This is a genomic window from Azospirillum aestuarii, assembly GCF_016632405.1.
GTDB lineage: Bacteria > Pseudomonadota > Alphaproteobacteria > Azospirillales > Azospirillaceae > Azospirillum > Azospirillum aestuarii.
This window is the reverse complement of the sequence record NZ_JAEPIV010000002.1, coordinates 153551-176879: the sequence shown is the minus strand read 5'-3', so window position 1 is coordinate 176879 and position 23329 is coordinate 153551. Positions and strand designations below refer to the sequence as shown.

Sequence of the window (23329 nt, the reverse complement as noted above, 5' to 3'; positions counted from 1 at the left end):
GTCACTCCGCCGGGCCGAAGCGTTTGCGGGTCAGCGCCAGCACCATCCCCATGCCGAAGCCCAGCGCCAGCAGCGAGGAGCCGCCGTAGGAGATGAAGGGCAGCGTCATGCCCTTGGTCGGCATCAGATGGAGGGCGGAGCCCATGTTGATCGCCGCCTGGAGCCCGAACTGGATCAGCAGGCCGCTCGCCGCCAGCAGCACGAAATAGTTGGTGTCGTTGAACACCCGCGCGAAGCCGCGCAGCACGATGAAGGCGAACAGGATGATGATGATCAGGCAGAAGATCAGCCCCATCTCCTCGCCGGCGACGGCGAAGATGAAGTCGGCGTGGCTGTCCGGCAGCGAATATTTCACCGTTCCCTGGCCGGGGCCGGTGCCCATCAGCCCGCCGTTGGCGAAGGCCTCCAGCGAGCGGCTGACCTGATAGGTGTCGCCGCTCGACGGGTCGAGGAAGCGGTTGATGCGGCTGTGGACGTGCGGCAGCGTGAAATAGGCGCCGACGAGGCCGGCGACGCCCAGCACGCCGAGGCCGCCAACCAGCATGATGTTCAGCCCGGCCAGGAAGAACTGCGAGAACCACACCGCCGACACCACCACCGTCATGCCCAGGTCGGGCTGGAGCAGCAGGCCGCCAACGGTGAGGCCATAGAGCAGGATCGACAGGATCGTGCCGGGAAAGCCGGGGTTGGTGCGCGACAGCGAGAACAGCCACGCCCCGACCACCGCGAAGGCCGGCTTCACGAACTCCGACGGCTGGATCGACAGGCCCGGAATGTGAATCCAGCGCCGCGCGCCTTTGATCTCAACGCCGACGACGAGCGTCGCGTAGACCAGCGCCACCGAAATCAGGAAGACCGCCAGCGCCGCCCGCCGCACGCCGCGCGGGCTGAGCAGCGAGACGCCGCACATGATGGCGACGCTGGGGATCAGCATCATCAGGTGGCGTTCGACGAAGTAGAAGGTGTCCTGGATGCCGATGCGCTCCGCCACCGGCGGGCTTGCCGCGGTGATCAGGACCGTGCCGAGCGCCATCAGCACCGCCAGCGCGGCGAGCTGCCAGCGGTCCACCGTCCACCACCAGCGGCCGAAGATGGATTGGTCGGTGCGGTCGAAGGTCATCATCAGGCGCGGTCCCCCGGAACGGCGTTGCCTTCGAGGCGGTTCACGGCGTCGGCGAAGGCCTCGCCGCGCTTCTCGAAATTCGCGAACTGGTCCCAGGAGGCGCAGGCCGGCGACAGCAGCACGCAGGCGCCGGGCAGCGCCTCGGCCAGCGCCAGCTCCGCCGAGGCGTTGACCGCCACGTCCAGAGTGCCGCAGCGGGTGTGGGGGACCTTGTTGGCCTCCAGCCACGCGGCGAAACGGTCCGACGCCTCGCCGATCAGGAAGGCGTGGCGGACGCGGGGCGCGTAGGCCTCCAGCCCGTCGAGCCCGGTCTCCTTCGCCTGACCGCCCAAGATCCAGTAGATCGGGTCGAAGGTCGCCAGCGCCTTTTCCGTGGCGTCGGCGTTGGTCGCCTTGCTGTCGTTGACGAAGCGCACGCCGTCGATGGTGCGCACCAGCTGTTGGCGGTGGGCCAGACCGGGGAAGGTGGTCATGGCGGCGACGATGGCCGGGATCGGCACGCCCGCCGCCTTGCACGCGGCATAGGCCGCGGCGGTGTTCTGCCAGTTGTGCGTGCCGAGCAGCGCCGGGAAGGCGGCCAGCTCGGCCACGCGCTCCGCCGCACCCAGCGTGTCGTCGATCAGCCAGCCGTTCTCGGCATAGACGCCGCCGGGCACCGGACCCAGGGCGGAGACCGGCCAGATCACCTGATCGCCCTTGGCGGTGAGGTCTTCCCAGATCGCCCGGCAGGTCGGGTCGTCCACGCCGATCACCGCGGTGCGCGGCTTGGTCTGGCGGTGGAAAATGAGTTTCTTGGCCGCGACGTAGCCGTCCATGCCGCCGTGCCGGGCCAGATGGTCCGGCGTGATGTTCAGCAGAACCGCCACGTCGAAGGTGATCGAGTAGGTCAGCTCGAGCTGGTAGCTCGACATCTCCAGAACGTAGCTGCCGCCGGCCCCCACGGAGGGGAAGGTCAGCGCCGGGGTGCCCAGGTTGCCGCCGACCGCGATGCGCCGCCCGGCGGCCTCCATCACATGGCCGATCAGGGTCGTGGTGGTGGACTTCCCGTTGGTGCCGGTGATGCCGATGTAGGCCGAATCGCGCTCCGACCGGGCGAGCAGCTCGATGTCGCAGACCAGCTCGATGTTCGCGGCGCGGGCGCGCAGGGCCACCGGATGGGGCTTCGGGTGGGTGTGCGGGATGCCCGGCGACCAGACGATGGTGGTCAGCTCGGTCAGGTCCGCGGTGGTCAGGTCGACGACCTTGTAACCCTTGTCGAGCGCCGCGGCGCGGCTGGACTCGTTGTCGTCCCACACCCACACGTCGGCGCCGCTCCGGGTCAGCGCCTCCGCCGTGGCGAGGCCCGACTTGCCCAGCCCCATGACCGCCACCGGCAGTCCTTCCATGTAGAACAGGTTGATCATCGGGGGGCGACCCTTACCGGAGCTTCAGCGTGGACAGGCCGACCAGGGCCAGGATGGAGGCGATGATCCAGAAGCGGATGACCACGGTGGACTCCGCCCATCCCTTCTTCTCGAAGTGATGGTGCAGAGGCGCCATGCGGAACACCCGCTTGCCGGTCAGCTTGAACGAGGCGACCTGGACGATCACCGACACGGTCTCCAGCACGAACAGGCCGCCGATGATCGCCAGCACGAACTCGTGCTTGGTGACCACGCTGACGGCTCCCAGCGCGCCGCCGAGGGCCAGCGAGCCGGTGTCGCCCATGAAGACCATGGCGGGGGGCGCGTTGTACCAGAGGAAACCGATCCCCGCACCGACCAGAGCCCCGCAGAAAACGGCAAGCTCACCAGCACCGGGCACATGGTGGATCTGGAGATAGTTGGCGAAGATCGCGTTGCCGGTGAGGTAGGCGATCAGGCCGAAGCAGCCCGCCGCGATCATCGTCGGCACGATGGCCAGCCCGTCCAGCCCGTCCGTCAGGTTCACCGCGTTCGACGCCCCGACCATGACGAAGGCGCCCACGGGGATGAAGAACCAGGAGAGCTGGATCAGGAAATCCTTCACGAAGGGCACGGCCAGCCCGCCGGACAGCGGCGGCGCCGACACATACATGATGGCGGCGGCGGCGGAGACGCCGATGATGATCTCCCAGGTCAGGCGGAAGCGGCCCGACAGGCCCTTGGTGTTGCGCTTGGTCAGCTTCAGATAGTCATCGCCGAAGCCGATCAGCCCGTAGCCGATCGTCACCAGCAGCACGATCCAGGTGTAGGCGTTCGTCAAGTCCACCCACAGCAGCGTGCTGATCGACACGGCGATCAGGATCATCAGGCCGCCCATGGTGGGCGTGCCCTTCTTCTTCATATGGCTTTCCGGCCCGTCGGAGCGGATCGGCTGGCCCTCGCCCTGCTTGCGTTTCAGCCACGCGATCAGGCGCGGAAAGAACACGAAGCTGATGACGAGCGCCGTCAGCACCGCGCCCCCCGTCCGGAAGGTCAGATACCGGAACAGGTTGAACGGCGTGAAGACGTCCGCCAGGGGGAAGAGCAGGTTGTAGAGCATCGTGGAGCGGTCAGCCTTTGTGCCCGTGCGCCGCGGCCTGATCCGTGTCAGTCGCGGGCGAGGAGCCGTTGTTGTTCTTTTCGGTTCGTTTGTTGTCTTTGGTGTCCAGGGCGGACAGGGCGTCCACCACCGTCGCCATGCGGCTGCCAAGGGAGCCCTTGATCAGCACCACGTCGCCGCCGCGCACCGCGCCGGCCAGGAGGGGGGCCAACTCGGCGCTGGTCTCCGTCCAGGCGCCGCGCATGGCGGCGGGCAGGCGGTCGAACAGGGTGCGCATGTGCGGGCCACAGGCGTAGACCGCGTCCACATGCGCGGCGCGCAGCGGTTCGGCCAGCCCGGCGTGCAGGGCGTCGGCGCGGTCGCCCAGCTCCCGCATGTCGCCCAGCACGGCGAGGCGCCGGCCGCCGGCGCCGGGGTCGGTCTTGCCGAGCACCGCGAAGGTCGCGGCCATGGCGGCGGGGCTGGCGTTGTAGCTCTCGTCGATCAGGGTGAAGGCGCCCTGGGCGGCCTGGACGCGCTTGCGCGTGCCGCGGCCCTTCACCGGCGCGATGGTGGACAGAGCGCGCCCCGCGGCGGCGACGTCGGCGCCCAGCGCCTTCACCGCCAGCAGCACGGCGAGGCTGTTCATCACCCAATGCCGGCCGGGCAGCGCCAGGCTGTACTGGATGCGCTCGCCCCGGATGATCGCGGTCACGGCGCTGCAGGTGGCGTGCAGGGAGCAGTCCACCAGACGCGCGTCGGCGTCGACGTGGGAGCCGAAGCTCCAGATGCGGCTCAGCCCCTGGGTGCGCGCGGCGGCGAGCAGACGCCCGAAATGCGGGTTGTCGCGGTTGAGGACGGCGACCCCGTTGGGGTTCATGCCCTCGAAGATCTCGGCCTTGGCGTCGGCGATCGCCTCGACGGAGTCGAAGAACTCCAGATGCGCCGCGTCCACCGTGGTGATGACCGCGACGTCGGGCATGACCTGCCGCGACAGCGGGCCGAGCTCGCCGGCGTGGTTCATGCCCAGCTCGAACACGCCGAATTCGCTGTCCTCCGGCATGCGGGCCAGCGACAGGGGCACGCCCCAATGGTTGTTCAGGCTGCCTTCGGTGGCGAAGGTGCGCCCTTGCGCCGACAGGACGTGGCGCAGCGCCTCCTTGGTGCTGGTCTTGCCGACCGAGCCGGTGACGCCCACCACCTTGGCCTGGGTGCGCAGCCGTGCGACGTGGCCGAGGTCGCCCAGCGCCGCCAGCGTGTCCTGCTCCACCGCCAGAAGGGAGGCGTCGCCCGGCACGCCGGGCGGCACGGTGCTGACCAGCGCCGCGGCGGCGCCGGCCTCCAGCGCCTTCGCCACGAAGTCGTGCCCGTCGAAGTTCGGCCCCTTGATGGCGACGAACAGGTCGCCCGGCGCCACCTTGCGGCTGTCGATGCTGACCCCGGTCGCCGCCCAGGAGCGCGTCGCCTGACCGCTGGTGGCGGCGGCGGCGTCCTCGGCGGTCCACAGGATGGTCTTGGCCTCGCTCATGCTGCTCCAACCTCCGCCACGGCGGCTCGTGCCTCGGTCGCGTCGTCGAATGGAAGGACCTCCGTCCCGACGATCTGACCATGCTCATGTCCCTTGCCGGCGATGACCAGGACGTCACCGGGCCGAAGGCTGCGGACGGCGGCGCGGATGGCCTCGCGCCGGTCGCCGATCTCCTCCAGGGCCGGGTGGCCCGCCAGGACCTCCTTGCGGATGGCCGCCGGCACCTCGGTGCGCGGGTTGTCGTCGGTGACGATGGCGCGGTCGGCCAGACGGCCGGCCAGTTCCCCCATCACCGGCCGCTTCCCGCGGTCGCGGTCGCCGCCGCACCCGAACACCGCGATCAGGCGGTTCCGGGCGTGCTGCTTCAGCGCCAGCAGCACCGTTTCCAGCGCGTCGGGCGTGTGGGCGAAATCGACATAGACCGCCGCCCCGCAGGGGTGGGTGGCGACGTGCTGCAGGCGCCCCGGCACGCCTTCAAGGCGGGTCAGGGTGGCAAGAGCCTCGTCGCGGTCCGCGCCGGCGCCGATCACCAGGCCGAGCGCGCACAGCACGTTCCACGCCTGGAAGCGGCCCGCCAGCGGCAGGTCCACGGTGATGCCGCGGCCCAGGACCGTCAGGTCCAGGCGCTGGCCGTGGGCCAGCGGCTCGACCCCGTTCACCCGGATCTCGCGACCGGCCAGACCGTATCCGAAGACGCGGTGACCGCGCTGTGAACAAATCCCGGCAAGCTCGGCGAAGGTGCCGCTGTCGGCGTTCAGGACGGCGGTTCCCCCATCGGGCAACACCCGTCCGAACAGCATCGCCTTGGCCTGGAGGTAGGCCTCCATCGTGCCGTGGTAGTCCAGATGGTCGCGGGTCAGGTTGGTGAAGCCCGCGGCCTTGAGGACCACGCCGTCGAGACGGAACTGCTCCAGCCCGTGGCTGGACGCCTCCATCGCCAGATGCTCGATCCCCTTGTCCTTGACGGCGGCGAGGTCGCGGTGGAGCGACACCGGGTCCGGGGTGGTCATCCCGCCATAATCGTCCAGCCCCGGCCCGATCAGCCCAAGCGTGCCCAGGCTGGCCGCCTTCAGGCCCATCAGGTCCCACATCTGGCGGGCGAACTGAACGGTGGAGGTCTTGCCGTTGGTGCCCGTCACGGCGACCACGGTGTCCGGCTGCCGCCCGTGGAAGGCGGCGGCGAGGCGCGCGAAGAGGCGGCGCGGCTGTTCGTCCTCGATGAGAAGCGCGGCGCTGCCGGCGGGCAGGGCGGTCCCGATGGGCGCCACCACCGCGACGGCGCCCTTGGCAAGCGCGTCGGCGATGAAGGCGCGCCCGTCCGCCTTCGCGCCCGGCAGGGCGGCAAAGACGAAACCGGGCCTGACCGCGCGGCTGTCCGCGGTCAACCCGGTCACATTGACGGCCGGCACCTCGACGGAGGACGCCGCGTCAGCGCGGCTTGTTGCCAGCAGGTGGGACAGAAGCAACGGTGCTGCCTTTCGGTTGCGCGGGCGGAGGCGGCGGTGCGGGCGGTGCGGTCTGACCGGCGGTGTTGATGTAGGTGGCGTTGATGACGTCGGGGGAGGCTTCGTCCACCGGCTGGACGCCGAGCAGCGGGCCGATCTGCTTCACGATCCGGCCAACCGCGGGAGCGGCGACCCAGCCGCCGGTGGCGAAGCCGTAGGTCTTCTTGGTGCCCTTCGGCTCGTCCACCAGGACATAGACGATGTAGCGCGGGTCATGCATCGGGAAGGCGCCGAGGAACGACGACATGCGGGAGTTCCGGGCGTAGCTCCGGCCCTTCTGCTTTTCCGCCGTGCCGGTCTTGCCGCCGACAACGTAGCCCTTGGCGTTGGCAGACTTCGCCGTGCCGTCGGTGACCACGAAGCGGAACAGCCGGCGCATCATCGCCGAGGTCTTCGGGCTGATGACCTGTTCGCCCGGAATTTCCACCGCGGGGTCGCGCTTCAGCAGGGTCGGCGGGTGCAGCACGCCGCCGTTGATGATCGAGGCGGCGGCGTTGACCGTGTGCATCGGGCTGACCGAGATGCCGTGGCCGAAGGAGATGGTCATGGCGTTGACCTCCCGCCACGGATTCGGCACCAGCGGCCAGCCGTTCTCCGGCAACTCCAGCGAGGTCGGGCGGGTCATGCCCAGCTTGGTCATGAAGGATTTCTGGTGCTGCACGCCCAGCGACATGGCCATGCGCACCGAGCCCAGGTTCGACGATTCCTGGAACACCTCCGCCACGGTCAGATTGTGGCGGAACGGGTGGTATTCGCGGATCGTGAAACGGCCGACTTGGATGTTGTTGATGGTGTCGAAGGTGTCGGAGACGCGGATCTTCCCCGAATCCAGCGACATCGCCGTGTTGAAGATCTTGAAGGTGGAACCCATCTCGTACACGCCGAGCGTCGCGCGGTTGAACAGCGTGTCAGGGTCAAGTCCCGTGGGGTTGTGCGGATCGAAATCAGGCAGCGAAACCATCGACATGACTTCGCCGTTGCGGACATCGTAAATGATGCCGGTGGCGCCGATGGCGCTGAACTCGTCGATCGTCGTCTGCAATTCCTTCTTCAGGATGTGCTGAAGGCGCAGGTCGATCGAAAGTTGCAACGGCTTGGGGTCGGTGGTCAGCCGCTTGTTGAATTGCTGCTCCAGCCCGGCGAGGCCGTTGTTGTCCACACCTGTGAAGCCGACCAGATGCGAGGTCAGGTTGGAGGCCGGGTAGAAGCGGCGCTCCTCCCGCTCGAAATAGACGCCGGGCAGGCCCAGCCGGAACACCGCCGCCTGCTGCTTGGGCGTCAGGTTGCGCTTGATCCAGACGAACCGCTTGTCGCCGCTGAGCTTGGTCAGCAGATCCTTGTAATCCAGCTCCGGCAGGGCCGTGGTCAGCTTGCGCGCCACCTCGTCCGGGCGGCTGATCAGCTTCGGGTCGGCGTAGAGCGACTGCGTGGCGAGCGAGGTCGCCAGCAGGTTGCCGTTGCGGTCCACGATGTCGGCGCGGTTGACCGGCGGGGCGTCGACCTCCGCGGCCATGCGCGGGCGCGGTTCCGCCGCGTGGTTGAACAGGGTCGCGTCCACCAGCTTCACGCCGATGGCGGTAAAGACCACGGCGACCATGGCCGCGGTCACCATCAACCGGTTCCGGCTCTGCTCCAGCGCGACCGACAGCGACGTCCGCGGCTTGGAAGCCGGGGGCGGGACACTGTAGGCGCCGTGCGCGGGATCGACGCCGGGCGGCGGAACGCTCATCGGTTGGCTCCGAGACGGGCGACGAGAAGACCGATGCTGTCATGCTGGGCCGGGGGGTGCGGGGGCGCCAGCGTCCGCGCGGTGACCGGCGGCTTGGCGGCGACCTCCGTCGGCTTGGTCGTCACCACCGGCGCCGGGGCCGCCTTGGCGGCGGAGGGCAGGGGCGCCGGCAGCGGCGGAGCCTTGGCCGAGGCGGGCACGATGGCCGAGGGCTTGATCGGGGCCGGCTTGATCGGCGAGGCCGAGGCCGGAATGATCACGCCGCCCTGAACGCCACCTTGAACGCCACCTTGAACAATGGCGCCGCCGCCCACGACGCTGTCCCCGGTGGAGGCCGTCGCCACGTTCGGCGTCTTGCCCGGCGTCTGGTTGCGGACCATCGGCGGCAGCGGGGCCTCCTCCGGCGCGACGGTGGGGGAGGGGCGCATCGGGACGATGTTCATCGCCACGAACTGGCGCGCCTCGGTCGGCTGCAGCGCCAGATGCTCGCGCGACAGAGTCTCAAGGCGGGTCGGGTCGTTGAGGAAACTCCATTCGGCCTTCAGGACCTGAATGGCCTCCTGCTCCACCATGATCTTGCGGTTGAGCGAGCCCAGCTTTTCCTCCAGCTCCTGAACCTCGTAGCTGGTCTCGAACAGGACGAAGCCGGCGGCGGCGATCAGGCCACCCCAGAAAAGCGCGGATTTGTATTTCATGCCGCCTCCTTGCCGGGCGCCGGATAGGCCGGCGCCGCCGTGCGTTCAGCCGCGCGCAGCCGGGCAGAGCGCGCGCGTGGGTTGCTGTGGGCTTCCTGGTCCGTCGGCACGATGGGCTTGCGCGACAGGAGCCGGAAGGATGGGGAACGCGCGTCCGCCGCAAGGCTCGGCGCGTGTCGGGACGGGGAGGGCGGGGGCGAGGAGCGTTCCTTCAGGAACGTCTTCACTTCCCGGTCCTCCAGCGAATGGAAGGAGACGACGGCGAGACGGCCGCCGGGCTTCAGCAGCGATTCGGCGGCGGCGAGGCCGCGGCGCAGTTCGCCCAGCTCGTCGTTCACATGGATGCGCAGCGCCTGGAAGGTGCGGGTCGCCGGGTCGATGGCGTCGCCCTTCCCCTTCGGCACCACCGACCGCACCACGTCGGCCAGCTGCTTGGTGCGCGCGAAGGGGGTTTCCAGCCGCGCGGCGACGATGGCGCGGGCCACGCGGCGGGCCATGCGCTCCTCGCCGTAATGGAAGATGATGTCGGCCAGCTCGTCCTGGGCGGCGGTGTTCACCACGTCGGCGGCGGTCGGCCCGTCGCGTCCCATCCGCATGTCGAGCGGGCCGTCGAATCGGAAGGAGAAGCCGCGCTCCGGCTCGTCGATCTGCGGGGAGGAGACGCCGATGTCCAGCGCCACGCCGTCCACCGATTCGACGCCATGCTCGGCGAGCAGGCGGTCCATGTCGCCGAATCGGCCCTCGACGATGTCCAGCCGGCCCGGATAGGCGAGGGCGAGCTGGCGGCCGCGCTCGATGGCTTCGGGATCGCGGTCGATTCCCCAAACCCGGCAGTCGGCCCGGTCGAGAATCGCGCGGGCGTAGCCGCCGGCGCCGAAGGTGCCGTCCACATAGACGCCGCCGTCGCGCGGGCAGAGCGCGTCCACGACCTCGTTCAGCAGGACGGAGATGTGCGGGGAGGCCGGGGCGGTGGAGGAGATCGGAGCGGGGGTGATCATGCGCCCTCCCCTCCCCGGTTGGCGGCGGCGCGGGATGCCTTGGCGACGATCTGGCTCAGCGAAATGTCCTTGCGCACGACCTGGTCGCGCAGCGTCTGTTCATGGGCCTTCAGGGCGCCGGGCTCCCAGATCTGGAAGGTCTTGCGGCGGCCGATGAAGGCGGCTTCCTCGTCGATTCCGGCGAACTCGGCCAGTTCCTTGGGCAGGACGATCCGGCCCTCGGTGTCCAGCGAGACGGGGATCAGCTTGCCGAAGATGAAGGTCTCGATCATGTCGCGCTCGTCCGAATCCAGATCGGGGGATTCCAGGCTTTCGGACAGCACGTCGAGATAATCCTGATCGGCGCCTTCCAGCGCCTGATGATTCAGCGAAGGCCAGAGATAGACGGTGCCGGGAGCCGACGTCTTGGCAAGCGACTGCCGGAACTGCGCCGGGATGGAGCAGCGGCCTTTCCTGTCAACTTTGTTGACGTATGTGGACAGGAAAATGGCCATCGGCCTGACGAACGCCCCCCTTATCCCGTTGCCGGTCCTCGCCGCCGCGAAGCCCTATCCGCTCTTGCCGCTGAACGCGCCCGGTTTGGCTACCTTGGTTGGGTAGTTCCCCCTCCGAACTGGGCTTTCATGGGATAGCATGGGACAGTTTGGGCGTCAACGCCCCCTCCAGTATTCATATGGTGCTGTCAAGACTTTTGGCCCGATGTGTTGCCAGCGTGCAAATAGGTGAACCGAATCGGCGAGAATCGGCAACGTATCAGCGCGCTAATGAGCGATTACGCGCCATTGCCTCACAGAGTTCGCAGGATGTTCCGTGAGTCCCGCGAATGGTTCCCATCATGTGGCTTTCCATAAAGGCGAATCGCACCCTACGAATGGTATAGCCTGCTGGGGTAACCTACCGAGGCGTGGCATGGGACGGCATGGGAATTTGCCCCACAGTTATCCACCGGCTGTGGATGAAGCTGGGGACATCTGTGGACAAGGGGGCGCCATCCCAGGCCCGCGCTGCGGAAAAGGGGTGGATCGCTGATCCGGAGGTGGTGGGGATAAACGCCAGATGGCCTGTAAGCCGGGTTTTGTCCTCAGGTTACCCTGATGGATGGCCATTCGTCTGGGACGCCGGTTGCCCGGCGCCTCACGCAACCAACCCGGGCGGCGGCGCGGAAACGCGCTTGGCCCCAGACCATCCCAACCGATCGAGGATCGGGGGAGATGGCGGGCCGTGCCGCCCCTATTCGGTCTTGCTCCCGGTGGGGTTTACCGTGCCGCCCCTGTTGCCAGGCGCGCGGTGCGCTCTTACCGCACCCTTTCACCCTTACCGCCGGCACGAGGCCGGTGGCGGTTTGCTCTCTGTGGCACTTTCCCTAGGGTCGCCCCCGCCGGCCGTTAGCCGGCACCGTGTTTCCGTGGAGCCCGGACTTTCCTCCCCCGATCCAAAAGGTCGAAGGCGGCCATCCGGCCATCTGGCGCGGCACTGTGTATAGGGTCGGCGTTCGATTCGCAACGGTGTTCGGGGGCGATTCGGATTCTCAGCGCCCGGTCATCCGCAGCAGCGCGCGCAGGCGGCGCAGCGTCTCCGGGTCGGGCTCCCCGGTCAGGCGTTCGGGGTGGAAATGGCGCTGGAAGGACAGCAGAACCCTCGATTCGGCGGTGTCATACCCATAGCGTCCCAGAAGCGCCGCCACATCCTCCGCCGAATCCGCCGAGTCGTTCGCCGAATCGTCCGCCCTGGCGGGCTCCGGCCACAGCCCGATTCCACGCGCCGCCAGCCCCGGCCAGTCGAACAGCTCGCCGGGGTCCTCCTTGCGGGCGGGCGCGATGTCGCTGTGGCCGAGCACGTCGGCGGGCGCGATTCCATGCCGCCCCATGACGTCCAGGCAGAGATCCGCCACGGCGGCCATCTGTACGGCGGGGAAGGGGCGGTAGCCGAACTCGTGCCCCGGATTGACGATCTCGATTCCGATGGAGCGGCTGTTCACGTCGGCCCGGCCCTGCCAGGAGGACAGGCCGGCGTGCCAGGCGCGCCGGTCCTCCGGCACATGGGCGTAGACGGCGCCGTCCTCGTCCACCGTGTAGTGGGCGCTGACTTGGGCGGCGGGCTCGCACAGCCGGGCCAGCGCCGACTCGGCGGTGGGCATCCCCGTGTAATGGAGGATCAGCAGCTCCACCCCCACCCCCTCGGGCCGCGGCCCATGGTTGGGGGAGGGGCGGTCGATGCATCCGGTGCCCGTGCGCATCATGGTGTCCTCAGGTCGGGCTTCCTCAGGTCGGATTCGTCACCTTCTCCGCCAGCGCCGTCGGGCGCCGCTTCACGATGACGGCCATGCCGCCCACGGTCAACAGCCCGCCCAGGACCAGCCGAAGCGTGAAGGGATCGTCCATCAGCAGAACGCCCGCCAGCACGCCGAAGACCGGCACGGTCAGCAGGAAGGGCATGGTCTGGTTGACCGAGTATTTGCGCAGCAGCGGGTACCACATCCCATAGGCGCCGATCGTCACGCCCACCGCCATGTAGGCGATGGCGCCCCAGCCCCACAGGGTGGCGTCGGTGAGCGCGGCCATCTGCCCCTCCTCGAACAGGAAGGAGAGCAGGAGCAGCTGCGGGGCGGCGAACAGCGCCATCCAGCCGTTCAGCGCGAATCCGTCGACACCGACGATCAGCTTCATCTGGATGCTGGCGACGGCGAAGGCGAAGCTGGCGCCGAGGATCATGAACAGCGGCACCAGCGACCCGGACAGCCGCGGCTCGCCTGCGATCACCGCGACGCCCGCGAAGGCCGCGGCCATGCCGGTGGCGCGGCGCCAGCCGAGCTTGTCCTTGAAGACCAGCGCGGCCAGCAGGGAGGAGAAGGGCACCTGCGCCTGCGCGGCCAGCGAGGCGGTGGCCGCGTCGATGCCGTTCAGCCCGGTGAACATCAGCGGGAAATGCACGGTCCCCAGCGTCACCGACAGAATCGCGATGGGCCGCACCGCGCTCCAGGGAATCCGCTTGAAGGGGAGGATCAGCGCCGCCACCGCGAGGAAGCGCAGCGCCATGATGAACAGCGGCGGGAACTCGGCCAGTCCCCATTTGGCGACGACGAAGTTCAGCCCCCAGGTCGCCATGACCAGGAGCGCCAGCAGCGAGTCGCGCAGACTCATCCGCGGCCGCCTTCCAGCTCCTCGCGCAGGGCCTCCAGCTCCAGCCAGCGTTCCTCGGCGGCGGCCAGCTCGCTTTGCTTCGTCTGCAACCGGTCGGACGTCTTCTGGAACCTGGCGGCGTCGCGGGCGAACAGGTCGGGATCGGCCAGCGCCAATTCGAGCGTCGCCACCTCCGCGGTCAGCTTGTCCATGCGGGCGGGCAGGTCGTCCAACTCCCGCTGGTCCTTGTAGCTCAGTTTGCCCTTCGGCTTGGCGGCCGCGGGAGCGGCGGCGGGCTTTGCCTTGGCCGGGGCGGCGGCCTTCTCCTTGGGCGGCGGGCGCTGCACCAGATAGTCGGAATAGCCGCCGGGATATTCGGCGATCACCCCGTCCCCCTCCACCGCAATGGTGCTGGTGACCAGCCGGTCGAGGAAGTCGCGGTCGTGGCTGACCAGCAGCAGCGTGCCCTGATAGTCGCCGAGCACGTCCTCCAGCAGGTCCAGCGTGTCCATGTCGAGGTCGTTGGTCGGCTCGTCGAGGATCATCATGTTGCTGGGCCGCGCGAAGAGGCGGGCGAGCAGCAGCCGGTTGCGCTCACCGCCCGACAGCGCCTTGACCGGGCTGTCGAGCTGGCGCGTGTCGAACAGGAAGTCGCGCATGTAGCCGGCGACGTGGCGCGGCTGGCCGTTGACCATCATGCTGTCGCCGCCGAAGGGGCACAGCACCTTGCGGATGGTGTCCTCGGGGTCCAGCCCGTCGCGCCGCTGGTCGAAATAGGCGGTTTCCAGGTTGGTGCCCAGCCGGATCGTCCCGCTGTCGGGCTCCATCTGGCCGGTCAGCATCTTCAGCAGGGTGGTCTTGCCGGCGCCGTTCGGCCCGATCAGCCCGACCCGGTCGCCGCGCAGGATGCGGGTGGAGAAGTCGTTGACGATGGACTTGCGGCCGTCCGCCGTGTCGAAGCCCTTTGAGATGTGCTCGGCCTCGATGACCAGCCGGCCGCCGCGCTCGGCCTCGGCGACGGCGAGCTTGGCCTGCTGGCCGCCCTTGATGCGCTCGGCGCGGTCGGTGCGGAGCTGGAGCAGGGCGCGCACGCGGCCCATGTTGCGGGTGCGCCGGGCCGAGATGCCCTCGCGCAGCCACTTCATCTCGCCTTCGATCTTGCGGTTCAGCTTCTGGGCGGCGATCTCCTCCGACTCGAACACCTCGGCCTGCCAGGTCTCGAACTCGGCGAAGCCGCGGTCGGTGGCGCGCACCGTGCCGCGGTCGAGCCACAGCGTCCGCTTGGCCAGCCGGTTCAGGAAGCTGCGGTCGTGCGAGATCAGCAGCAGGCCGCCGCGGTAGGCCAGCAACTCCTCCTCCAGCCACTCGATGGTGGGCAGGTCGAGGTGGTTGGTCGGCTCGTCCAGCAGCATCACGTCGGGGGCGCCGACCAGCGTGCGGGCCAGCGCCGTGCGCCGCGCCTCGCCGCCCGACAGCGTGTTGGGGTCGAGATGGCCGGGCACCTGGAGCCGGTCCAGCACGGCGTCCACCCGGTGCGCCTCGTCCCGCTCGTCGGCGGGCAGGCCGGCAGCGACATAGTCGTGGACGGTGGCGCAGCCGGTGAAGTCCGGCTCCTGCGGCAGATAGGCGATGCGGGCGCCGGGCTGGGTGAAGACGGTGCCGCCGTCCGGCTGGATCATGCCGGCCAGCACCTTCATCAGCGTCGATTTGCCGGACCCGTTCCGTCCGACCAGACAGGCCTTGTCGCCCCGCCCGATGGACAGGTCGATGGTTTCGAACAGCGGACGGCCGCCGAAGGTGACGGACACGCCCTGGAGCGCGGTGATCGGAGCGGGAGGAGCCATGACCCAACGATACGGTGTGCGGAGGTGTGCTTATATAGCGTGCGGTCCGCAGGCTCGCGACACCCGATTGCGCCGGGGCGGGGATGCGTCGGCCGGGAAGGACGGCGCGACGCCTGGCTTTAGCCGCGCGCGCGCTCCTTCTCGATCCGGTCGAAGGCGGCGTTGATGGCGGCGATCTTCTGCGTCGCCAGATCGACGAACTCCTGCGGCATGCCCTGGGCGATCAGCACATCCGGGTGATGCTCGCGCACCAGACGGCGGTGCGCGGCCTTGATCGCCTCGTCGCTGGCCCGGCGGGAGACGCCGAGCACGCCGTAGGGGTCGGTCTCGTTCGGCGTGCCGGCGATGTGGTGGCCGGCGACGATGCGCTCGAACTCCTCGTCGCTGAAGCCGAAGATGTGGGCGACGGTGCGCAGATACTCGACTTCCGTTTCGTGCAGCTCGTCGTCGGCCTCGGCAATGGCCAGCAGGCTGTCGAGCAGTTCCTCCAGCACGGCGCGGCGGTCATCGAACAGGCCGGCGATCTGCTGGGCGTACTCCTCGAACCCGTGGCTGTCCTTGCGGGCGAGGTCGAAGACGTGGCCCACCGTGTCCAGTTCCTCCGGCGGGACGCGGAACAGCCGCTTGAAGGTGTCCACCTCAACCCGCTTCACCACGCCGTCGGCGCGGGCCATCTTCGCCGACAGGGCGATCACGCCGATGGTGAAGGCGATGGACTTGGTGGCGTCCGCCGGGCCGCACAGGCCGCGGATGCCGCGCCCCACCGCATAGCCGGTGGCCAGACCGATCAGGCCCCCGATCGGGCCGCCGATGGTGAAACCGGCCGCCCCGCCCAGGACGCTGCCCCAGATGCTCATTCTTATCCGCCTTTCGCCTGCGGGAGCAGCATACCGGCAGTCCGGCACCGCGCCAACCGGCCCATACTTTTTCGTTGTTTCCCAGCATCTTCGCGCGCCGCGCCCTTTTCATCCGTTGGGGGTATGGGATTTTCGGCGGAGCAGGATGTTGCTGCGCTGCAACAGAGCTGTACCGTCATCGCACGAGCCCTTGCCCTTCGTTCCCGTCTTCTCCATGTTGCGCCGCAACAAAAGAGGATGGCCGATCCAGGCCGCCGATGGGGAAGCGGACGACGCGAAGCGGTGCGATGTCCCGAATCACCAGCCCCGCGAGTCCCTCCATGCCCGCCATCCGCAAGCTTCTCCCCGCCGAGCGCGGTCCGTACCGCGCGCATCTGCTGCGGCTGGACAAGGCGGACCGCTACGCCCGCTTCACCGGCACCGTCTCCGACGAGGTCATCGTCAAACATTGCGAGTCGCTCGACTGGACGCGGACGACGCTGCTCGGCCTGTTCGACCGCGGCGAACTGCGCGGTGCGGTGGAGCTGTGCTTCGATCGGCTGCTATGGCCCGGCGCGGCGGAGCTGGCGATCAGCGTCGAGAAGGGGTTTCAGGGGCGGGGCGTCGGCTCCACCCTGGTCCGCCGCTCGCTGTCCATCGCGGCCAACCGGGGCATCCGGCAGGTCCATATGATGTGTCTGGCCGACAACACCCGCATGCGCGCCCTGTCGCGCCGCTTCGGCGGTCGGATGGAGCGCGACGGCGGGGAGTTCGCCATCACCATCGACCTGCCGCGTCCTTCGCAATTCTCGCTGGCGCTGGAGGCGTTCGAGGATGGGGCCGGCGCGGTGAACGCCATGCTGGACGGGTTGCCCGCGCTGCTCAAGGCGGCCTGACCGGACGGGCAGGGGAACGAAGCGCATCCCACCCTTTCGTGCACCCCGTCTTGACCAGCGGCGGCGTATGGTCACACTCCCCGTAAAGCCAAGACATCAGGGAGTGGGATATGGCGCCCCAACAGCCGGGCCGGTGGCAGTTCTGGATCGACCGCGGCGGCACCTTCACCGACATCGTGGCCAAACGCCCGGACGGGTCGGTGGTAACGCACAAGCTGCTGTCGGAAAATCCGGAACGCTACCGCGACGCCGCCATCCAGGGCATCCGCGACCTGCTGGGCCTCGCCGCCAGCCAGCCGATCCCGGCGGAGGCGGTCGAGGCGGTGAAGATGGGCACCACCGTCGCCACCAACGCGCTTCTGGAGCGCAAGGGCGAGCGCACGCTGCTGCTGATCACCGAAGGGCTGGGCGACCAGCTCCGCATCGGCTATCAGGCCCGCCCGAAGATCTTCGCCCGCCACATCGTCCTTCCCGAACTGCTTTACGAGCGGGTGGCCGAGGTACCGGAGCGGGTCAAGGCCGACGGCACGGTGCTGAAGGCCGTGGACCTGCGCGCCGTTCGGGTCCAGCTGGAGCAAGCCTATCAGGACGGCTTCCGCGCCGCCGCGGTGGTTCTGATGCACGGTTACCGCTACCCGGACCATGAGAAGCAGGTGGCGGCGCTGGCCCGCTCCATCGGCTTCACCCAGGTGTCGGTCAGCCATCAGGTCAGCCCCCTGATGAAGATCGTCGGGCGCGGCGACACTACGGTGGTGGACGCCTACCTGTCGCCGATCCTGCGCCGCTATGTGGAGCAGGTGGCGGGGGACCTCTCCGGCGTGCGGCTGATGTTCATGCAGTCGAACGGCGGGCTGACCGACGCGCGCTGGTTCCAGGGCAAGGACGCCATCCTCTCCGGCCCGGCGGGCGGCATCGTCGGGGCGGTGCGCACCGCGCGGATGGCCGGCTTCGACCGGGTCATCGGCTTCGACATGGGCGGCACCTCCACCGACGTGTCGCACTACGCCGGGGAGTATGAGCGCGCCTTCGACACGGTGGTGGCTGGGGTGCGAATGCGCGCCCCGATGATGCACATCCACACGGTGGCAGCGGGCGGCGGCTCGGTCTGCTTCTTCGACGGGGCGCGCTTCCGCGTCGGGCCGGAGAGCGCCGGGGCCAATCCCGGTCCGGCCTGCTACCGCCGCGGCGGGCCGCTGACCGTGACCGACTGCAACGTGATGGTCGGCAAGCTGCATCCCGCTTTCTTCCCCCATGTCTTCGGGCCGGAGGCCGACCAGCCGCTCGACGCCGCCATCGTCCGCGAGAAGTTCGCCGAACTGGCCGAAGAGGTGAACGCGGCGCTGGGCACCGAGATGACCCCGCATCAGGTGGCCGAGGGCTTCCTGAAGATCGCCGTGGACAACATGGCGAACGCCATCAAGAAGATCTCGGTCCAGCGCGGCTACGACGTCACCCAATACACGCTGAACGGCTTCGGCGGGGCGGCGGGGCAGCATGTCTGTCTGGTCGCCGATGCGCTGGGCATGCGCAAGGTCTTCCTGCACCCGCACGCCGGCGTGCTGTCCGCCTACGGCATCGGCCTCGCCGACACGGTGGCGATCCGCGAGCGCGCGGTGGAGGCCCGCCTCGACGACGCCCTGGTGGACGAGTTGACCGCCACGCTCGCCGCGCTGGAGGCTGAGGGGCGCACGGAGCTGGCCCGCCAGGGCGTGCCGGAGGACCGGCTGGCCGTGCTGCGCAAGGCGCACATCAAGGTGGAGGGCTCCGACAGCCCGCTGGTCGTCGATTTCGGGCCGCTCGACGCCATGGCCGCGGCCTTCGAGGCGGCGCACCGCCAGCGCTACGGCTTCATGATGGAGGGCAAGGCCCTGGTGGTCGAGGCCGTGTCGGTGGAGGCGGTGGGCCGCACCGAGAGCGCCGACGACGAGGATCTGCCGAGCGTCACCGGCGCCCTGCCGCGCCGCCTCGCCACCGTCACCCTGCACACCGGCGGCGCCGACCGCGAGGCGCCGGTCTACGACCGCGACCGGCTCCAGCCCGGCAACCGCGTGACCGGTCCCGCCGTCATCCGGGAGAAGATCGCCACCACGGTGGTCGAGCCCGGCTGGATCGCCGAGGTCACGCGCAAGAACCACCTCGTGCTGACCCGCTTCGAGGAACTGCCGCAGCGCCTCGCCATCGGCACCAAGGCCGACCCGGTGATGCTGGAGGTCTTCAACAACCTATTCATGTCCATCGCCGAGCAGATGGGCTTCACGCTGGAGAAGACCGCCTATTCGGTGAACATCAAGGAGCGGCTGGACTTCTCCTGCGCCCTGTTCGACGCGGACGGCGGTCTGATCGCCAACGCCCCGCACATGCCGGTGCATCTCGGCTCGATGGGCGAGAGCGTGCGCGCCATCGTCGAGCGGCGCCACGGGGCGATGAACCCCGGCGACGTCTACATGCTGAACGACCCTTATCACGGGGGCACGCATCTGCCGGACATCACCGTCATCACCCCGGTCTTCGACGAGGCCGGCGAGCGGGTGCTGTTCTACGTCGCCTCGCGCGGGCACCACGCCGACGTCGGCGGGATCACCCCCGGCTCGATGCCGCCGGACAGCACGACCATTGACCAGGAGGGCGTCCTTCTCGACAACATCCAATTGGTCGAGCGGGGCCGCTTCCTGGAGGAGGAGGTCGTCGCCCTCTTCACCGCCGGGCCGCAGCCGGCGCGCAACGTGGCGCAGAACCTGGGCGACCTGAAGGCCCAGATCGCCGCCAACGAGCAGGGCGCGCGCGAGCTGCGCCGCATCGTCGCCCAGTTCGGGCTGGAGACGGTCAACGCCTACATGAAGCTGGTCCAGGACAACGCCGAGGAGCAGGTCCGCCGCGTCATCGACGTGCTGACCGACGGCGAGTTCGTGCAGGAGCTGGACAACGGCGCGGTCATCAAGGTCCGCATCACCATCGACAAGGACGAACGGTCGGCGCGGGTGGACTTCACCGGCACCAGCCCGCAGCTCACCAGCAACTTCAACGCCCCGACGGCGGTGTGCCGGGCGGCGGTGCTCTACGTCTTCCGCACGCTGGTGGACGACGAGATCCCGATGAACGAGGGTTGCCTGAAGCCCATCGAGATCGTCATCCCGCCGGGCACCATGCTGTCGCCGAGCTATCCGGCCGCGGTGGTGGCCGGCAACGTGGAGACCAGCCAGTGCGTCACCGATGCGCTGTACGGCGCGCTCGGCGTGCTGGCCTCGGCCCAGGGGACGATGAACAACACGACCTTCGGCAACGAGCGCTACCAGTATTACGAGACGGTCTGCGGCGGCTCCGGCGCCGGTCCCGGCTTCGACGGGACGGACGCGGTGCACACCCACATGACCAACTCGCGCCTGACCGACCCGGAAGTGTTGGAATGGCGCTTCCCGGTTCTGCTGGACAGCTTCCGCATCCGCCGCGAATCGGGCGGGGCGGGGCGCTGGCGCGGCGGCGACGGGGTGGTGCGGCGCCTGAAGTTCCTGGAGCCGATGACCGCCGCCATCCTGTCCAACCACCGCCGGGTGCCCCCCTTCGGCCTGAAGGGCGGCGCCCCCGGCCAGATCGGGCGGACCTGGGTCCAGCGCACCGACGGCTCGGTGGAGGAACTCGGCCCCCAGGACAAGACCGCCATGGGGGAGGGCGACGTGCTGGTCGTCGAGACGCCGGGCGGCGGCGGGTACGAGGAGGCGTAGGTTCCCAGTTCCCTCTCCCCTCTGGGGAGAGGGTTAGGGTGAGGGGGTTGCGCGTGTCGTACGTCCGGCAAAGGCTCAACCCCCTCACCCTCCCCGCGCCTGTGGCGCGGGTCCCCTCCCTCTCCCCAGGGGGGAGAGGGCTTTTGCTGCGGCACCCACCCATGCGCGCGAGTCGCTTGTCTGCACGGGCGGCGGGGCTTAGCTTCTCCGGTCCTACCACCGCACGTCACCGTGCCAAAAGGACCCCCAGGGAGATTCGTCCATGACCGCCGTACCCGCCGCCCAGCCTCGCGTCGCCTTCACCGACGAGATGAAGGCCGAGTTCAAGGCCCTGCTTGGGGACCGCTTCACGACCGCCGCGGCGGTGCGCGAGCATCACGGCAAGGACGAGTCCTACCACCCCAACTTCCCGCCCGATGGCGTCGCCTTCGCCACCTCCACCGAGGAGGTCAGCGCCATCGTGACGCTCTGCGCGAAGCACAAGCTGCCGATCATCCCCTTCGGGACCGGCACCTCGCTGGAGGGTGGCGTCGCGGCGCTGGCCGGCGGCGTCTGCATCGACGTGTCGAACATGAAGGAGGTCCTGCGCGTCAGCCCGGAGGATCTCGACGTCACCGTCCAGGCCGGCGTGACCCGCAAGCAGCTCAACGAGCATCTGCGCGACACCGGCCTGTTCTTCCCCATCGACCCCGGCGCCGACGCCTCGCTGGGCGGCATGGCCTCCACCCGCGCCAGCGGCACCAACGCCGTGCGCTACGGCACCATGCGCGAGAACGTGCTGGGGCTGACCGTGGTGCTGGCCGACGGCCGGATCATCAAGACCGGCGGGCGCGCCCGCAAGTCCGCCGCCGGCTACGACCTGACCCGCCTGTTCGTCGGTGCCGAAGGCACGCTCGGCATCATCACCGAGGTGACGCTGCGCCTCTACGGCATTCCGGAGGCGATCTCGTCGGCGGTCTGCCCGTTCAACGACATCCGCGGCGCCGTGGACACGGTGATCCAGACCATCCAGTCCGGCATCCCCGTCGCCCGCATCGAACTGCTGGACGAGGTCCAGATGGACGCGGTGAACAAGTATTCCAAGCTGGACTACAAGGTCGCCCCGACCCTGTTCTTCGAGTTCCACGGCACCGCGGCCGGGGTCAAGGAGCAGGCGGAGATGGTCTCGGCCATCGCCGCGGAGTATGGCGGCAGCGAATTCACCTGGGCGACCCGTCCGGAGGACCGCTCCAAGCTCTGGCAGGCCCGCCACGACGGCTATTACGCGGCGCTGGCGCTGCGCCCCGGTTCCAAGGGCTGGCCGACCGACGTCTGCGTGCCGATCTCGCGGCTGGCCGACTGCATCCTGGAGACGAAGAAGGACATCGCCGAATCCTCGATGCTGGCCCCGCTGGTCGGCCATGTCGGCGACGGCAACTTCCACCTCGTCTACGTCATCGACCCCGACAAGCCGGAGGAGCTGGCCGAAGCCAAGCGCCTGAACGACCGCATGGTCGATCGGGCGCTTGCCATGGGCGGCACTTGCACCGGTGAGCACGGCATCGGCTACGGCAAGATGGAGTTCCTGGAGAAGGAGGCCGGCGACGCCTTCGCCGTGATGGGCGAGCTGAAGCGCGCCTTCGACCCGGACAACCGGATGAACCCCGGCAAGGTCGTCCGGGTGTGATGTAACAGAAAGGGGAGCGCAGCAGCGCTCCCCATCCGGTCAGCGCGTCAGCCGCGTCATCAGGCTGGAGGTGTCCAGCCGGTTGCCGCCCATCGCCTGGACCTCGGCGTAGAACTGGTCGACCAGGGCGGTGACGGGCAGGCTGGCGCCGTTGTTGCGCGCCTCGCCCAGGACGATGCCCAGGTCCTTGCGCATCCAGTCCACGGCGAAGCCGAAGTCGAACTTGCCGTCCAGCATGGTCTTGGCGCGGTTGTCCATCTGCCAGGACTGGGCCGCCCCCTTCCCGATCACGTCCACGACCGTGTGCCCGTCCAGCCCGGCCTTCTGCGCGAAGGCCATGCCCTCGGCCAGCCCCTGGAGCAGGCCAGCGATGCAGATCTGGTTGACCATCTTGGTCAGCTGACCGGCGCCCGCCGGCCCCATATGGGTGACGGAGCGGCCGTAGCAGCCCATCAGCGGCTGGACGCGGGCGAAGGCTTCGGCGTCGCCGCCCACCATCACCGTCAGCACCCCGTTCTCCGCCCCGGCCTGCCCGCCGGAGACCGGCGCGTCGAGGAAGAACAGGCCGCGCTCGCGCGCCAACTCGGCCATCTCGCGCGAGACGGTGGCGGATACGGTGGAATGGTCGGCGACGATGGTGCCGGGCTTCATGGCGCCCATCGCCGCGCCGGCCACCGCCCGCACGTCGTCGTCACCGCCCACGCACAGGAAGACCACCTCGGCATCGCGGGCGGCGTCCTCGGGGGTCGGGGCGCTGGCGCCGCCGAAACGGGCGGTCCAGGCGTCGGCCTTGGCGGCGGTGCGGTTGAAGACGGTCACCCGGTGGCCGCCCCGGACGGCCAGATGGCCGGCCATGGGAAAGCCCATCGTGCCAAGCCCCAGAAAGGCGACGGAGCGTGAATCGGTCGCGGTGTCGGCCATGGTCCTGTCTTTCTTTGCTGTATCGGCTGCGGATTGTTTTTGTCGGCGTCTGCCCTTGGAGCGCAAAGCTAGGCCGGGAGCGCGCCCCGATCAAATGCCGTCCGTCGAACGCAGCGTGATTGAAGCCCGCTGGACTCCTTCCCCCCTCCTGTATCCCCGTGCAGCGGCACTCTGCCGCGGGAGGCATGACTCTTTCGAACGAGGTTGTCTTGCCGCGCCCTTGCTCCCGGCGCGTGATGTGTTAAGACGTTGAATGCCGGGTTTGCAGC

Annotated in this window: 17 protein-coding genes and 1 other RNA gene; 3 read left to right on the top strand and 15 right to left on the bottom strand. The window is 69.0% G+C overall.

The genetic code is table 11. The features are described 5' to 3' along the window. Window position 1: 1 nt before the first annotated feature. From ftsW to JJL56_RS05440, 14 genes are all read right to left on the bottom strand, one after another. On the bottom strand, window positions 2-1123 hold the full coding sequence (ftsW, locus tag JJL56_RS05505) for a putative lipid II flippase FtsW (protein ID WP_173400344.1): 1122 nt from the start codon (window positions 1121-1123) through the stop codon (window positions 2-4). Next, entirely contained in the window at window positions 1123-2526 is a 1404-nt protein-coding gene (gene murD / locus JJL56_RS05500; RefSeq protein WP_145622578.1) for a UDP-N-acetylmuramoyl-L-alanine--D-glutamate ligase, read from the bottom strand. Before murD ends, ftsW begins: the two co-directional genes overlap by 1 nt. Window positions 2527-2539: 13 nt before the next feature. Then, entirely contained in the window at window positions 2540-3625 is a 1086-nt protein-coding gene (gene mraY, locus JJL56_RS05495) for a phospho-N-acetylmuramoyl-pentapeptide-transferase (protein ID WP_145622576.1), read from the bottom strand. A 10-nt stretch (window positions 3626-3635) separates the two neighbouring features. Next, entirely contained in the window at window positions 3636-5132 is a 1497-nt protein-coding gene (locus JJL56_RS05490) for a UDP-N-acetylmuramoylalanyl-D-glutamyl-2,6-diaminopimelate--D-alanyl-D-alanine ligase (RefSeq protein ID WP_200484474.1), read from the bottom strand. Beyond that, window positions 5129-6598 (bottom strand): UDP-N-acetylmuramoyl-L-alanyl-D-glutamate--2,6-diaminopimelate ligase, encoded by a 1470-nt coding sequence (locus JJL56_RS05485; RefSeq protein ID WP_425599118.1) that lies wholly within the window; start codon window positions 6596-6598, stop codon window positions 5129-5131. The genes JJL56_RS05490 and JJL56_RS05485 overlap by 4 nt, the downstream gene beginning before the upstream one ends. Beyond that, on the bottom strand, window positions 6561-8366 hold the full coding sequence (locus JJL56_RS05480) for a peptidoglycan D,D-transpeptidase FtsI family protein (RefSeq protein WP_200484472.1): 1806 nt from the start codon (window positions 8364-8366) through the stop codon (window positions 6561-6563). Before JJL56_RS05480 ends, JJL56_RS05485 begins: the two co-directional genes overlap by 38 nt. Further along, window positions 8363-9061, bottom strand: coding sequence for a cell division protein FtsL (gene ftsL / locus JJL56_RS05475; RefSeq protein WP_200484471.1), 699 nt, complete (start codon window positions 9059-9061; stop codon window positions 8363-8365). The genes JJL56_RS05480 and ftsL overlap by 4 nt, the downstream gene beginning before the upstream one ends. Continuing rightward, entirely contained in the window at window positions 9058-10059 is a 1002-nt protein-coding gene (gene rsmH / locus JJL56_RS05470) for a 16S rRNA (cytosine(1402)-N(4))-methyltransferase RsmH (protein ID WP_200484469.1), read from the bottom strand. Before rsmH ends, ftsL begins: the two co-directional genes overlap by 4 nt. After that, complete coding sequence (locus JJL56_RS05465; protein ID WP_145622566.1) at window positions 10056-10553, bottom strand: division/cell wall cluster transcriptional repressor MraZ; 498 nt, start codon at window positions 10551-10553, stop codon at window positions 10056-10058. The genes rsmH and JJL56_RS05465 overlap by 4 nt, the downstream gene beginning before the upstream one ends. 554 nt (window positions 10554-11107) lie before the next feature. Continuing rightward, window positions 11108-11525, bottom strand: an RNA gene (rnpB, locus tag JJL56_RS05460) — RNase P RNA component class A. Between the two features lie 62 nt (window positions 11526-11587). Next, window positions 11588-12298: an N-acetylmuramoyl-L-alanine amidase gene (locus JJL56_RS05455; RefSeq protein ID WP_145622564.1), complete on the bottom strand. Its 711-nt coding sequence runs from the start codon at window positions 12296-12298 to the stop codon at window positions 11588-11590. A 22-nt stretch (window positions 12299-12320) separates the two neighbouring features. Beyond that, window positions 12321-13199 carry a DMT family transporter gene (locus JJL56_RS05450; RefSeq protein ID WP_145622562.1) on the bottom strand — a complete coding sequence of 293 codons (879 nt, stop codon included), beginning with the start codon at window positions 13197-13199 and terminating at the stop codon, window positions 12321-12323. Then, window positions 13196-15022: an ATP-binding cassette domain-containing protein gene (locus tag JJL56_RS05445; protein ID WP_200484467.1), complete on the bottom strand. Its 1827-nt coding sequence runs from the start codon at window positions 15020-15022 to the stop codon at window positions 13196-13198. Before JJL56_RS05445 ends, JJL56_RS05450 begins: the two co-directional genes overlap by 4 nt. A gap of 119 nt (window positions 15023-15141) precedes the next feature. Beyond that, on the bottom strand, window positions 15142-15879 hold the full coding sequence (locus JJL56_RS05440) for a TerB family tellurite resistance protein (RefSeq protein ID WP_200484465.1): 738 nt from the start codon (window positions 15877-15879) through the stop codon (window positions 15142-15144). 320 nt (window positions 15880-16199) lie between these two features. Between JJL56_RS05440 and JJL56_RS05435 the strand changes: the two genes are divergently transcribed. The 3 genes from JJL56_RS05435 (at window position 16200) to JJL56_RS05425 (ending at window position 22139) form a co-directional block, all read left to right on the top strand. After that, window positions 16200-16754: a GNAT family N-acetyltransferase gene (locus JJL56_RS05435; protein WP_145622557.1), complete on the top strand. Its 555-nt coding sequence runs from the start codon at window positions 16200-16202 to the stop codon at window positions 16752-16754. Window positions 16755-16864: 110 nt separating this feature from the next. Then, on the top strand, window positions 16865-20473 hold the full coding sequence (locus JJL56_RS05430) for a hydantoinase B/oxoprolinase family protein (protein WP_200484464.1): 3609 nt from the start codon (window positions 16865-16867) through the stop codon (window positions 20471-20473). A 262-nt stretch (window positions 20474-20735) separates the two neighbouring features. Next, a complete protein-coding gene (locus tag JJL56_RS05425) occupies window positions 20736-22139 on the top strand; it encodes an FAD-linked oxidase C-terminal domain-containing protein (protein WP_200484462.1) in 1404 nt (467 codons plus the stop codon). 39 nt (window positions 22140-22178) lie between these two features. Here the strand turns inward: JJL56_RS05425 and JJL56_RS05420 are convergent, their stop codons facing one another. Next, window positions 22179-23060 carry an NAD(P)-dependent oxidoreductase gene (locus JJL56_RS05420; protein ID WP_200484461.1) on the bottom strand — a complete coding sequence of 294 codons (882 nt, stop codon included), beginning with the start codon at window positions 23058-23060 and terminating at the stop codon, window positions 22179-22181. Window positions 23061-23329: the final 269 nt, after the last annotated feature.